This window comes from Amycolatopsis sp. Poz14 (genome assembly GCF_006704225.1).
Taxonomy (GTDB): domain Bacteria; phylum Actinomycetota; class Actinomycetes; order Mycobacteriales; family Pseudonocardiaceae; genus Amycolatopsis; species Amycolatopsis nivea.
This window is the reverse complement of record NZ_JACLHD010000001.1, coordinates 7,322,357-7,335,105: the sequence shown is the minus strand read 5'-3', so window position 1 is coordinate 7,335,105 and position 12,749 is coordinate 7,322,357. Positions and strand designations below refer to the sequence as shown.

At 70.8% G+C, this 12,749-nt stretch carries 14 protein-coding genes; 6 read left to right on the top strand and 8 right to left on the bottom strand.

Translation table 11 applies throughout. The features are described 5' to 3' along the window. Positions 1-110: 110 nt before the first annotated feature. From FKO37_RS34045 to FKO37_RS34035, 3 genes are all read right to left on the bottom strand, one after another. Entirely contained in the window at positions 111-1,637 is a 1,527-nt protein-coding gene (locus FKO37_RS34045; RefSeq protein ID WP_037818670.1) for a catalase, read from the bottom strand. Then, on the bottom strand, positions 1,634-2,074 hold the full coding sequence (locus FKO37_RS34040; protein ID WP_037818672.1) for a Fur family transcriptional regulator: 441 nt from the start codon (positions 2,072-2,074) through the stop codon (positions 1,634-1,636). The genes FKO37_RS34045 and FKO37_RS34040 overlap by 4 nt, the downstream gene beginning before the upstream one ends. Positions 2,075-2,136: 62 nt before the next feature. Beyond that, positions 2,137-2,772, bottom strand: a complete 636-nt coding sequence (locus tag FKO37_RS34035; RefSeq protein ID WP_134733268.1) for a TetR/AcrR family transcriptional regulator — start codon at positions 2,770-2,772, stop codon at positions 2,137-2,139. A 67-nt stretch (positions 2,773-2,839) separates the two neighbouring features. On the opposite strand from FKO37_RS34035, the gene FKO37_RS34030 reads away from it, so the two are divergent. The 3 genes from FKO37_RS34030 (at position 2,840) to FKO37_RS34020 (ending at position 4,323) form a co-directional block, all read left to right on the top strand. Beyond that, a complete protein-coding gene (locus FKO37_RS34030) occupies positions 2,840-3,118 on the top strand; it encodes a hypothetical protein (RefSeq protein ID WP_043833512.1) in 279 nt (92 codons plus the stop codon). Further along, the gene (locus FKO37_RS34025; RefSeq protein ID WP_238607190.1) at positions 3,115-3,258 is read left to right on the top strand and encodes a hypothetical protein; all 144 of its coding nucleotides are present in this window, start codon (positions 3,115-3,117) and stop codon (positions 3,256-3,258) included. Before FKO37_RS34030 ends, FKO37_RS34025 begins: the two co-directional genes overlap by 4 nt. Before the next feature lie 117 nt (positions 3,259-3,375). After that, on the top strand, positions 3,376-4,323 hold the full coding sequence (locus FKO37_RS34020) for an alpha/beta hydrolase (protein ID WP_238607189.1): 948 nt from the start codon (positions 3,376-3,378) through the stop codon (positions 4,321-4,323). 49 nt (positions 4,324-4,372) lie between these two features. On the opposite strand, the gene FKO37_RS34015 is transcribed toward FKO37_RS34020, so the two are convergent. From FKO37_RS34015 to FKO37_RS34005, 3 genes are all read right to left on the bottom strand, one after another. Further along, positions 4,373-5,473 carry a helix-turn-helix domain-containing protein gene (locus FKO37_RS34015; protein WP_238607188.1) on the bottom strand — a complete coding sequence of 367 codons (1,101 nt, stop codon included), beginning with the start codon at positions 5,471-5,473 and terminating at the stop codon, positions 4,373-4,375. 22 nt (positions 5,474-5,495) lie between these two features. Continuing rightward, complete coding sequence (locus FKO37_RS34010) at positions 5,496-5,963, bottom strand: HNH endonuclease (protein WP_037818681.1); 468 nt, start codon at positions 5,961-5,963, stop codon at positions 5,496-5,498. 258 nt (positions 5,964-6,221) lie between these two features. After that, positions 6,222-7,103 carry a LysR family transcriptional regulator gene (locus FKO37_RS34005; protein ID WP_037818684.1) on the bottom strand — a complete coding sequence of 294 codons (882 nt, stop codon included), beginning with the start codon at positions 7,101-7,103 and terminating at the stop codon, positions 6,222-6,224. Positions 7,104-7,172: 69 nt separating this feature from the next. Between FKO37_RS34005 and FKO37_RS34000 the strand changes: the two genes are divergently transcribed. Next, positions 7,173-8,042 carry a DMT family transporter gene (locus FKO37_RS34000; protein WP_238607187.1) on the top strand — a complete coding sequence of 290 codons (870 nt, stop codon included), beginning with the start codon at positions 7,173-7,175 and terminating at the stop codon, positions 8,040-8,042. Positions 8,043-8,092: 50 nt separating this feature from the next. Then, positions 8,093-9,007 carry a hypothetical protein gene (locus tag FKO37_RS33995; protein ID WP_238607186.1) on the top strand — a complete coding sequence of 305 codons (915 nt, stop codon included), beginning with the start codon at positions 8,093-8,095 and terminating at the stop codon, positions 9,005-9,007. 1,064 nt (positions 9,008-10,071) lie between these two features. On the opposite strand, the gene FKO37_RS33990 is transcribed toward FKO37_RS33995, so the two are convergent. Continuing rightward, on the bottom strand, positions 10,072-10,527 hold the full coding sequence (locus FKO37_RS33990; protein ID WP_238607185.1) for a hypothetical protein: 456 nt from the start codon (positions 10,525-10,527) through the stop codon (positions 10,072-10,074). 86 nt (positions 10,528-10,613) lie between these two features. Here FKO37_RS33990 and FKO37_RS33985 point away from each other — a divergent pair, with 86 nt between their 5' ends. Next, on the top strand, positions 10,614-11,351 hold the full coding sequence (locus FKO37_RS33985; protein ID WP_037819382.1) for a TetR family transcriptional regulator: 738 nt from the start codon (positions 10,614-10,616) through the stop codon (positions 11,349-11,351). A 493-nt stretch (positions 11,352-11,844) separates the two neighbouring features. Here the strand turns inward: FKO37_RS33985 and FKO37_RS33980 are convergent, their stop codons facing one another. Beyond that, complete coding sequence (locus tag FKO37_RS33980) at positions 11,845-12,687, bottom strand: alpha/beta fold hydrolase (protein ID WP_238607184.1); 843 nt, start codon at positions 12,685-12,687, stop codon at positions 11,845-11,847. Positions 12,688-12,749 lie beyond the last annotated feature (62 nt).

The following is a 12,749-nucleotide window of genomic DNA, read 5'->3' as shown; positions in this document are numbered from 1 at the left end:
CGCACTCTACCCAGGCGGCCGCGAATCGCCGCACGGTTTTTCGGCTGTCCACAGAGGACACAAAAGCGGCGGTGCCGGCCGGAATCGGCACCGCCGCTTTCGGGATCGCCTTATGCCTTGCGCTGCATGCTCTCCCGGGCCGGGTTCGCCTGCTCGGCCGCCTTCGGGTCCTTCTCGTCCTGCTTCGCGCGCACGCCGGACTCGACGCGGTCGCCGAGGTCCTTGTCCACGTTGTGCCAGTACTCGAAGGCCCGCTTCAGCACCGGTTCGGTCACCCCGTTGAGCAGGTGCCCGACGATGTTGTCGACCAGCCGCTCGCGCTCGGCGTCGTTCAGCACCTCGCGCACGAGCGTGCCCGGCTGGGTCCAGTCGTCGTCCTCGGCGTGGTCGACGTAGGCCGAGCGGACCATCTCGCCGTCGGCGTGCCAGCCGGCGGGCGTGCCGTAGCGTTCGGTGTCCGCGCGCGGGCCGCCCTTGGAGTTCGGCGCGTACACCGGGTCGGAGACCTTCGTGTAGCGCATCGCGCCGTCCTTGCTGTAGCTGTGCACCGGCGCGTGCGGGGCGTTCACCGGAAGCTGCTTGTAGTTCGCGCCGATCCGGTACCGGTGTGCGTCGGCGTAGGCGAACAGCCTGCCCAGCAGCATCCGGTCCGGGCTCGGGCCGATGCCGGGCACCATGTTGTTCGGCTCGAACGCGGCCTGCTCGATCTCGGCGTGGTGGTCGGTCGGGTTGCGGTTCAGCGTCATCCGCCCGACCTCGATCAGCGGGTAGTCGCCGTGCGGCCACACCTTCGTCAGGTCGAACGGGTTGAACCGGTAGGTCTTCGCGTCCTCGAACGGCATGACCTGCACGTGCAGGGTCCAGCTCGGGTAGTCGCCGCGCGCGATGGCCTCGAACAGGTCGCGGGTGTGGTAGTCGGTGTCCGCCGCCGCCATCTGGTCGGCCTCGTGCTGGGTGAAGTGCTCGACGCCCTGGTCGGTCTTGAAGTGGTATTTGACCCAGAACTTCTCGCCCGCGGCGTTGACCCACATGTAGGTGTGCGAGCTGTAGCCGTTCATGTGCCGCCACGTGCGCGGGATCCCCCGGTCGCCCATCAGCCAGGTGACCTGGTGCGCCGATTCGGGGGACAGCGTCCAGAAGTCCCACTGCATGTCGTGGTCGCGCAGGTTGCTGTCCGCGCGGCGTTTCTGCGACCGGATGAAGTGCTGGAACTTCAGCGGGTCCTTGATGAAGAACACCGGGGTGTTGTTGCCGACGAGGTCGTAGTTGCCCTCGGAGGTGTAGAACTTCAGCGCGAACCCGCGCGGGTCGCGCCAGGTGTCCGGGCTGCCGCGTTCGCCGGCCACCGTGGAGAACCGGGCGGCCATCTCGGTTTTCGTGCCCGGCTGGAACACCGCCGCCTTGGTGAAGCGGCTGACGTCGTTCGTCACCTCGAAGTGCCCGAACGCGCCGCTGCCCTTCGCGTGCGGCTGCCGCTCCGGCACCCGTTCCCGGTTGAACTGCGCCATCTGCTCGATCAGGTAGTGGTCCTGCAGCAGGATCGGGCCGCCCGGGCCGACGGTGAGCGAATGCTCGTCGCTCTCGGCCGGGATCCCGGAGTCCGTGGTGGTCGCCGGGGGTTTCGGTTCTTCGGTCATCTCGCGAGCTCCTCGTGGTGGTCGGAAACGCCGGAGCAGTCCGGGCACAGACCCCAGAAGACGATCTCGGCCTCGTCGACGGCGAACCCGCGCCGGTCGTGCGGCGTGAGGCAGGGGGCCTCGCCGCGGACGCAGTCGACGTCCTCGGCCCGGCCGCAGCGGCGGCACACCACGTGGTGGTGGTTGTCGCCGGTCCGCCGTTCGAACCGCGCCGGATGCCCGGACAGCTCGATCCGGCGGACGAGACCCGCGTCGCCGCACGCGGCGAGCACGTCGTAGACCGCCTGGATCGACACGCTGCCCAGGCTTTCGCGCACGCCCGCGGCGATCGCCTCGACCGTCGCGTGCGGATGCTCGCCGAGCCAGCCGAGCACGGCTTGCCGCGGTTTGGTGACGCGCAGGCCCGCCGCTCGCAGCGTCGCCGCCGAGTCCGGCATCGGAGTCCTCCCCGGGATCTGGAACCGCTCCAGTTCCGCCGGTTACCCGGTCTCCGCGCCGCTCACACCTGGGTGTCACCCACCGGTCGGACGAGTTCGGCGAGATGCGCGCGAAGGACGGCGACGCACTCCTCCGGCGAGGTGAGCCCCGGCTGCAGCACGGCCCGGAACGCGAGCCCGTCCAGCAGCGCGGCCAGCCGGGGCGCCTCGACTTCGGGGTCCTTCGGCTCGAAGCGGCCGCTGCGGGCCTGGGCGTCGAGGATGCGGCGGGCCAGCGTCACAGTGCCCTGGACCGCTTCCCGGGCCAGGTCGTCCAGCCCCGGGTCGGCGCGCGCGGCCATCAGGAATTCGACCAGCACGGTCACCTCGGTGCGCCGTCGTTCGTCCAGCGGCAGCAGTTCGGAAAGGAACTCGGCGAGCTGGTCGACGGCCTCGTCCGGCGGCAGCTCCGACAGCGAACCGATCTTCTCGCGGCGTTCGACGAGCCGCGCGGTCGTCCGGTCGATGGTGGTGCGCATCGCGAACCGCATCAGCGCGTGCTGGCTGTCGAAGTAATGCCGCACCGAACCGATGTTCAGGCCCGATTCCGCCGCCACCGCGCGCAGCGAGACCGCGTGCAGCCCGTCCTTCGCGGCCAGCCGCAGCACCGCGTCGGCGATGTGCGCGCGCCGCTCTTCCCCGTCCACCACTCTAGGCACTGGACTTTTATATCACAGCCGTGATAGAAACGGTTTGTATCACAGGTGTGACAGAAAGGGGTGCGCTGTGGAGACGGTGCTGAACATCCTGCTGATCCGGTTCGGCATCATCGCCGGGATCGTCGTGGTCGTCGGGCTGGGCGCGTTCGCGCTGATCGTTTCGCTGCGGCGGCGCGGCAAGGGGGAGCGCGTGCGCGAAGGCGCGGCGGTGCTGGCGAAATCCGCGGCCAGGGCGATGGACCGGCGCGGGGCGCGGGGAGTGCGCGGGCGGGTCGGCGGCGAGGTCGTGCGCCACGCCGCGCGGTGGCTGGACGAGGACCCGGGCCGGAAGCGGTCCGGTCGGTGAACGCGGTGCTGCTCGCCGACGGGGACGAGATGCTGCAGCACCTCGTGCACGATCTGTTCGTGAAGGGGCTGATCGTGCTGGGGGCGGTGCTGGCGGCGGTCGTCGGGATCGTGGTGATCTGGAAGAAAGTGGGGCGCTGAGGCGGGGCACGCGCCAGTCGGCGGGAGGAACGCGCTCGGTACGCGACGCGTGGCGGTGCCCGCCGGGTCCGGGATTTCGGCACGATGGAGTCTTCCCCTGGAAGACGGAGGCCGTCGATGAGTTATCCGTTCGATCCCGAAATCGCCGCCGCGGTCCCGATGCTGCCCGAGGTCGACCTGCACGACATCGCTGCCGCACGGGCGGGCATGGCCGAGCTGATCGCCACGATGCAAGGAGACTTCGACGAAACCGGCGTGCGCACGCGCGACGAGTCCGTGCCCGGTCCCGAAGGCGACATCCCGATCCGCGTGTACACGCCCGATCGCGTCGCGACGAAGGCGCTGGTGTTCGACATCCACGGCGGCGGTTTCGCGCTGGGCGACCTGGAGGTCGACCACGCGGCCAACCTCGAACTGGCCAGGGACCTCGGCGTCGTGATCGTGTCGGTCGAGTACCGGCTCGCGCCGGAGAATCCGTACCCGGCCGGGCTGGAGGACTGCTACGCGGCGCTCGAATGGTCGGTCAAGCACGCGGACGAACTGGGCATCGACCCGGAAAAGGTGGTGCTGTACGGCGTGAGCGCGGGCGGCGGACTGGCCGCGGCGCTCGCCCTGCTGGCCCGCGACCGCGGCGGCCCGGCGATCGCGTTCCAGTTCCTCGCCGTGCCCGAACTGGACGACCGCCTCGAGACCGGCAGCATGCGCCGGTTCGCGGACACGCCGATCTGGCACCGCGGAGCCGCCGAGACGAGCTGGGACTACTACCTCGGCGAAGCGGTCAAGCGCGGCGGTTCGGACGTCCCGATTTATGCGGCGCCTGCCCGGGCGACGGATCTCTCCGGATTGCCGCCCGCGTACGTTTCGGTGATGGAGTTCGACCCGCTGCGCGACGAGGGAATCGCTTACGCACAAAGCCTTTTGGCGGCTGGGGTGCCTACGGAACTGCACTTGTTCCCGGGGACATTCCACGGTTCCGGGGTGATCCAGCACGCGACGGTGAGCCGCCGGGAGGTCGCGGAGCGCCGGGCGGTGCTGGCTCGGGTGCTGGGGGTCGAGGAGGGCTGAGGCCGGGGTTCTCGTGAGTGTCTGTTCCGGTGAGAACCGGCATCGACACTCACGAGATCTCGCTGTTCGCCAACCTCCGCGCCGCCAACGCCAGCCGAGCCCGGAATCGTCCCGCCGGGTCGTCCAGCGACCATCCCAGTGCGTCCTCCACGTGCGCCAGCCGCGCCGCCACCGAACTGTGGTGCCGGTGCAGCGCGATCGCCGCCTGGCGGAGAGAACCCGTGCGGCAGAAGGCTTCCAGCGTTTCCAGATCGCCGCTCTCGGCGAGCGCGTTCAACGCCAGCACGTCCGGCTGCGCGCGCAGGTGCTCGACCGGGATCTCCGCCAGCAGCGTCACCGCGCCGAGGTCCTCGTGCACGATCAACGGCCGTGCGGTCGCCGCGAATCGTTGTGCCAGACGGGCTTGCAGCCACGAGCGCCGGGCTTCGAGGCCGTCCACCGCGTCGCCGACTCCCACCCGGGGCAGCGTGCGGTCCTTGGCCCGCAACGCCAACGTCTCGTTCAGCGTCGGGACAACCGAATCCGGGCCCTCGCGCGGTTGCACCAGCACCGCGGCCACCCCTCCGACCACGGCCACCCGCGCGCCGAGCGGTTTGCCGCGGGCGACGAGCGCGACCGCGTCCGCGCCGGCATCGCGGCCCGCGCCCGAAGCGACCGCCACCACTCGCAGCGGGCGCGCGGTGTCCAGGCCGAGCAGGGTCAGCGCCCGCGCCCGGTCCTCGTCCGCCGCCTGCTCGCCCAGTACCAGCTCGACCAGCGCCGGGTCGGCGAGATGCGGTGCGGCAGGCGGCGGTTCGACCGGGTTGAGCACCTTCGCCGCAATCGCGAGCCGTTCGAGCACCAGGTCGTCGAGCGGTCCCGGTTCGCCCGCGCGTTCCAGCCAGACCCGCCCGGCGCCGTCGAGGTCCGCGACGACCGCGCCGGGCGGCACCGGGCCGTCGCCGCCGGGTTCGCCGGTCGGCCGGTACCGGAGCACGGTTCCGTCCGCACGGCGAATCCCGGCTGCGCATTCCGCGAGAAAAGCCGTAGCGCGCAGCAAATCCGGCAGCGTCGCGCGCCGGGCGATCAGCTCGTCGAAATACGCGATGACGCGCACCGCCGTTTCCGCGCCGGAATCGACCGCGGACAGCCGCAGCAGCAAGCCCTTCACGGGGTACAGCCTAGCGTGAGTCTCATGTGGACAGTCCGGCCAGCGGATGCAGCTCCTCCCACCGCGGGACGCGCGGCGGGAAACGCAGCGTCAGCCCGGCTTCGGCGGGCGTGCGGTCGGCCTTGCGCGCGTTGCAGCTGCGCGCCGATCCGCCGCAGGCCGCGACGGTGTTGAGCCAGCTCGTGCGCGGACCGCCGCGCGACACCGGCGTGATGTGGTCGACCGTGGTGGCCCGGCGCCCGCAGTAGGCGCACGTGTGCCGGTCTCGCCGCAGCACGCCGGTACGCGACCAGCGCGGCGGCCCGGAATAGCGCCATTTCATCACGACGTAGCGCAGCAGCCGCACCACCTTCGGCCGCGGGAAGACGCCGAGGTCCGGCCCGTCGCTTTCGTGGACGACCGCGACCTGGCGGACCAGCATCCGGATGGCATGGGGGAGCGAGACGGTGTGCAGGGGCTCGTAGCCGGCATTGAGAACCAGGACTCCCATGGCGACGGGCACCTCCTTTCGGGGCTGAACGGGCCGCGAACGCAAAAGCCGCCCGGCCGGCGTTCCGGCGGGCGGCTCCTCGCTCACGGCGTGGCAGGCCACGTCATGGCGCGGAGCCGGGAATGCCCGACAGGTGCATGCGTTCGGTGCGACGCGGCATTCCGTGGTTCCTTTCGTGGCTGGACGACTTCATCATTGCCGCCCCGCGCCGCCGCGTCAACGGAAAATGATCGCCCCGGGTTCAAGATCCACAGTGGACTATCGCGGGCGCGCGGAAGCGGTTTTCGGCGGCTTCCGGTACAGCTCGCCGAGCAACGCCACCGCGGCGTGCGTGGCCGGATGCGGATCGTGGGCGCGCCACGCGAGCTGGACCGGCACCGGCGGCGCGTCGCGGACCCGGCGGTACACGATGCCGTCGCGGCGGTACTGCGTCACCGTGGAATGCGGGGTGACGCCGACGCAGCGGCCGGTGGCGATGGCGGCCAGCCAGTCGTCGACGTCGTGCGTGTACTCGATCCGCGGGCGCGCTTCCGGCGGCCACAGCTCGGCGGAAGTGGTGCCGGTGCGCGGATCGATCACCAGCAGCCGCGACGCGAGATCGGCGAGCGTGACGGTGCGGCGTCCGGCGAGCGGATCGTCGACGGCCATGGCGCAGTAGCGGTCCTCGCGGCCGACCGCCGCGTGCGCGTACTTGCCCGACGGCACCTGGTGGCGCACCACGGCGAGATCGACGAGTCCTTCTGCCAGCCCGGCGGTCGCGGTGTTGGCGCGCACGAGCAGCAGTTCGACGTCCGGGTACCGGGCGGCCCAGCGACGCTGGAACTCCGCGGTGTGCCTGCCCATCGCCGACCACGCGTGGCCCATGCGCAGCCGCGTGTGCCCGGTGGTCGCTTCGCGGACGAGGTCGTCGGCCTCGGCGAGCAGATGCCGGGCGCGGGCGAGCACCTGGACGCCCGCGGTCGTCGGCTCGAGGCTCCGGCTGGTGCGATGCAGCAGCTGCACGCCGAGAACCCGTTCCAGCGACGCCAGATTCCGGGATACCGCCGCCTGCGAGACGCCGAGTTCCAGCGCGGCGTCGGTGAACGTGCCCGCGTCCACGATCGTCACGAGGCAGCGCAGCTGGCGCAGCTCCAGATCCATGCGTCCAGCGTATCGCTGATGCGGTCAATGCATTTTGCGCATGGATCGGCCGGTCGCATGCTCGACCGCATGGCGACTACGGAACTGGCTCCGCGCACGCGCGGCGGCGACGCCCGGGCGGCCGGCGCCGCGATGCTGCTCGGAAGCGCGCTGTCGAACCAGGTCGGCGCGGCGACCGCGGCGCTCGCGTTCCCGGTGCTCGGCCCGCCTGGCGTGGTGGCGGTCCGCCAATGGGTGGCGGCCGTGGTGCTGCTCGCGGTCGGACGGCCGCGGCTGCGGACCTTCACCGCGCGGCAGTGGTGGCCGGTGCTCGCCTTGGCCGCGGTGTTCGCGACGATGAACCTGTCTCTCTACACTGCGGTCGACCGGATCGGCCTCGGACTGGCCGTGACGCTGGAATTCCTCGGCCCGCTGGCGATCGCGCTGGCCGGCTCCCGGCGCCGGACGGACCTGGCGTGCGCGGTGGCCGCCGCGGTCGCGGTCGGCGCGCTGATGCGGCCGCAGCCGAGCACCGACTACCTCGGGATGGGGCTCGCGCTGGTCGCCGCGTCGTGCTGGGCCTGCTACATCCTGCTGAACCGGACCGTCGGCCGTCGCCTGCCCGGGGCGGCGGGTTCGGCTGCCGCGGCCGGGGTGTCCGGTCTCCTGTACGTGCCGATCGGGGTGTTCGCGATGCTGCACCACCCGCCGACGCCCGGCGCGCTCGCGGCGGCGCTCACCGCCGGGCTGCTGTCGTCGGCGCTGCCGTTTCTCGTCGATCTGATGGCATTGCGCCGGGTGCCGACGCAGTTCTTCGGGGCGTTCATGAGCGTCAACCCGGTGATGGCCGCGCTCGTCGGGCTGGTGCTGCTCGACCAGCGGCTCGACGCCGTCGCGTGGGCGGCGGTCGGGGTGATCGTGGCGGCGAACACGGTGGCGGTGCTGCGGCGGGCCGGGTAATTGTCGGTGCGGGGGGATAACGTAGGCGTCGTCGGCAAGGGAGGTGTGGCATGGTGCGGATCGCGGATCAGGAGTGGCCGTCCACGGTCGTGCCCGCCGACGCGCGCGAACGCGCCCAGTCGACGGGCGTGCTGGTCCGCCGCATGGGCTGGGTGTCCGAGCGGCTGACGCGGGAGGAACGCGACGACGTCGAGCGGCAGCTGGAGTTCTGGTACTCCAACGGATACTGCCCGGACGCGCTGCTGATCGCGATGAGCGCCCTGCCGGACGGGACCCGTCAGCGGCCGCGCCGCGCGAGCGAGAAGCCGGGCGACTTCCTGCGCTCGCGGATGAAGGCCTGGTTCGCCGACGACTCGGCCTCCGACATGGCTGAGGTGCGCGAGCCGCCCCGGCGCGGGCAGACCTTCGAGGCCTGGCTCGCGAACCGGCGCAAGCAGGCCGCCGACGAGGGCACGTACCAACGGCGCTCGCGCCTGACCGACGTGGGGGAGCGGGCCCGGGCGGACGCTCGCTCGATCGCGGCGTCCCGGCGGAAGGATCCGCTCGCGCGGGTGCGCGAGAGTGAACGCCGGCGTGCTGCGGCGCTGGAGAGTCTGCGGGTAGTCGGCGAGGCGGTCGAGGTGCCACCGCCGCCTGCCGAGACGCGGGCGACGCCGCGGATGGTCGCGTCCTTCGCCGGGCGGCAGTCGCTGGCCGCGCATTCGCCGCAGGTGCTCCGGATCGTCGAGCGGCTGCGGGCGGAGAAGCGGGGACCGTCGGCGACGGAACTGGCGGTGCTGCGGAACGCGGTCCGGGACGCGCACCACAATGCCGGGCTGGGGACGTTGGAAGCGGCGAGCGCGGAAGTCAACGACGTGGATTCGCTGACTCCGGACGGCCAGCGGATCAAGGATTTCCTCGCGCGCGCGGCGGACGATCGCCTGCCGCTTGACGCGACGGTGCGGTTGCTTCACTCGATGCGGTGAGCTGCGCGTGTCGGGTCACCCGCGGCGGGGAGGGTGCTTCCAGACTCGCCCGGTGACGAACACGGCGATGGACGATGCCGGGCGCTGTCTGCTTTCGGTGGCGTGGAATATCCGAACCGGCGGTCCTCGAGCGGACCCGCGCGCGGACGCGGTGCGGGAGCGGTTGCGGACGGTGTGCCGGGAGCTGGGGCATGCGGCTTGTCGTTTTGCTGCCGGGGATTCGGGCGGGGATCCGGTGCCGTTGTTGCGGTTGGCGGATCGGGCGTATGAGGTGGATACGTTGTTGTTGCTGGTGGGGACTTCGCTGATTCCGGATTCCGGGCGGGATTCGCGGTGGTGGGGGGAGATTGAGCGGTTGGCGGGGGAGGTGGACGGGATGGTCGTGGAGGCTGCGGCTGTCCTGGGTGGGGTTTGTGTTTGAGCTTCCTGGGCAGCTCGGTCGGCTCGTCGCCTGGCGGCGACATTGCGTTTGAGGTTGGCCCACCACCCCTCAGCCTGAGTGTGACTACGGCGCGGGGGTGCTTGTCAAGGCGGGAAAGATGCCTTGACAAGCACCCCCGCGCCGTGTTTTTGGCTGCGTATCGGGGTTGCGGGGGTGTGGGTGCCTTGGCTCGTTGGGTGCATCGGCTGCGGTGGTGCGGGCGGTACGCGGCTTGGGTGGCTGGTTGCGGCGGGTTCGCGGTGGCGGTTTTAGCGCCCCAATGTGGCGTTGGGTGCATGTGACGCACCGAATGCCACATTGGGTGCGTGGGATGCACCGAATGCCGCGTTGGGTGCGGTGGGTGCGCCGAAATCCTGCATCGGGTGCGAGCGGGGGTGCGGGCGGGGCCGTGAAGGGCTCCTTGAGGGAATCTAGGTACGTGAAGGGCTCCTTCACGGCGCGCGGGAGGTGCGTGAGGGGAACCCTCACGGAATCAGAGTCAATGAGGGGTCCCCTCATTGACTCCAATCGGGGCGAGGTGGGGGCGGTGTCGCGAAGGGAACTCGCGGAAGAGGTGTCGCGAAAGGGAGTGGGCGGAGTCTCTGACGCCGTGCTCGCGGAAAGGCCGTGCGAGCGGGAAGGGTCAGGGGCGCTGGCGCACCCCGGCCAGTACTGCGCTCACGCTCGGCAGCCAGCGGTGCCTCGGGTCGGGGGCGGTCAGCCATTCCGGGCCCATGCCGGGGGCTTGGTGACCGGTCGGCAGGGGGAGGAGCGCGCCGCTGTCCATGACTGTTACGTCGGGCGGCAGGGTGCCTCGCAGGAGCAGTTCGCCGTCGGTTTCGGCGAGGATGGCCAGGCGCGGGCCGTGCTGGGTGGGGAGGATCAGGGACGGGCCTTCGCAGCCCAGGGCGGACAGGTGGTTGCGCACCGGGCCCGAGGTGAGTTTCGGCAGGGTCACCGCGCACAGGCCGTTTTCCAAAGTCAGGAACAGGCGCGCGCCCTGCCGTCGGACGGACCAGCCGAACACCCCGCCGTAATACGCGTCTGCCGGGTCTGGGCCGGTGTGGTGGTCGGGCCGCAGTTGCTGGTCGAGAGTCATCGTCGACGCCTTCCGCTCGCATGGGGTGCCTGCCCATGCTAACGGCACTCAGTGCCACTAGCAACCCGGGCTGCTACCGTTCGGGAATGACGGAGACGCCGCGCACCCGGGTCGGGGCCACGCCGGCCGGGCGGCGGCAGTTGCGTCGTGCGCTCGCTACGGCGGCCGTGGATCTCTTCGCCGCCAACGGGTACGAGGCGACGACCATCGACGACATCGCCGCGGCGGCGGGCGTCGGGCGGCGGACGTTTTTCCGGTACTTCGACAGTAAGGACGACGTCCTCTTCGCCAATCACGACGAGATCGTCGCCGAGATGGAGCAGGTCTTCGAGACCGCCGATCCGGCGCGCGATCCGATCGAGGTGGCGACCGCGGCGGTGTCCCTCGTGCTGGAATCTTATGCTGCGGAGCTGGACGTCTCGCTCAAGCGATTCAGTCTCACTCGCACGGTGCCGTCGTTGCGGGACAAGGAAGTCGCGACGGTCGACCGCTATCAGCGTGTCCTCGCCCGCTACCTCCAGGACCGCTTCGCCGCGGCTGGCGACGAGACCGCGACGCTCCGGGCGGCCGTGGCCGCGGCGGCGATCGCGGCGGCCAACAACCATGTCCTGCGACGCTGGCTGCGCAGCGGCGGCCGCGACGACATCGAAGCTGCGGCGACGGAGGCGTTCACCCTGGTCGCGGACGCGTTCCGGACGTCCGGCTCGAAGGCAACCGGTGAGGCGGAGCCGGGCACGGTGGTGGCGGTGCTCAGCACTGCGACGCCGTTGCACGAGGTGGTGACCCGGATCGGCGCTGCGCTGCGCGACGCCGAACCCAGGTGAGACGCTTGCCGGTCGGCAAGTGAAGTGCACTGAGTGCCATTGAGGGCGGTGCGGCGTGCGGGGGAGAGCCGGGTTGGTGACCGCCTCGGCTGCGATCCGATCCGCGACGGGGCACGCATCGCTTCGCCAGGGCGGGCTCCGGTCGCCTTGCCGGGACTGGCTGGTGTCGCGCGGCCGGACGGGGTCGTGTTGGCGGATGGGCTCGTCTCGCGTTGGCGAGCCGAGGCCGTGTCGCGTTGCCAGGAACAGGTCAGTCTCGCGTTGGCGAGTGGAGCCCGTGTCGCGTTGCCAGAAACGGGCCAGTCTCGCGTTGGCGAGCCGAGCCCGTGTCGCGTTGCCAGGAACAGGCCAGCCTCGCGTTAGTGAGCCGAGCCGAGCCGTGTCGCGTTGGCGGAGGCGGGGTCGTAGCGCATCGGCGCGAGAAGGGGAGCCGCCGCGGGGCACGGGTGCTGCATCGCTTTCCGATGCCTGCCGAGGGTTGGCGGCGGGGCAGTCAAGCCGCGAAGAAAGTGCGCAAAGCCTCGGCGACCCGGTCCGGGGAACCGTCGTCGTCTGGGCCGGAATGGCCCAGTCCGGGGAACGTGATTCGTTGTGCGTGCGGGATCGTGGCGGAGAGTTCGTCCAGTGCGACACGGAGGAACGCCGGGCTTCTGCTCCCTCCGAGCAGCAGGACTCGCGCGTCTAAACTAGCGTAATCCCTTGCGGTGTCGGCCAATTCCTCGACCAACTGTATGTCGAAGTGGTGGGTCGGGATGAGCGCTGGGATCGGCACGTCGGCGCTGGATCGGCGTTGCAGGCGCGAGCCGATCGCCATCAGGGGCACCAGTGCGAATCGCGGGATCCGGTTGAGCGCCGGTTCGATCGCCAATCCCTGCAAAACCGTCGCCAGTGCGGAGGACAGCCGCCCCCGGGCGAGTTCGCGTTCGTAGCGCGGCACCCACTCCAGCGGCACCGAACCGTTGACCGAGAGCGGTGGTTCGTACAGGGCGACCGCGCTGATCTCGGGGACGGAAAGGGCGCTTCGCAAAGCGATGAGTGCGCCTGAGCTGAGGCCGAAAACCTGTGCGGCGCCCGTTTCTTCAGCCAGAGCGCGCAGGTCTTCGGTCTCCCGCGCGATCCCGTACTCGGCGCCGTGCGGTCCGCTGAGTCCGCGGCCGCGCCGGTCGGGTACGCAGACGGTGAATTCGTCCGCAAGCGCGGTCGCGAGCTTCATCAGGTGCTGCGCTGCCTGCATGCCGCCGTGCAGAAGGAGCACGGCCGGACCGCTGCCTAGTTGGCGGTATCCGATGACGGTTCCGTCGGCGGAAGTGACCGAGCCGGTGCGGTACTCGGTCACGGGTCCGCCCGATTACCTGGGCACAGTGTTCGCATAAAGTCGACCCTAGCGAACCGCGCACA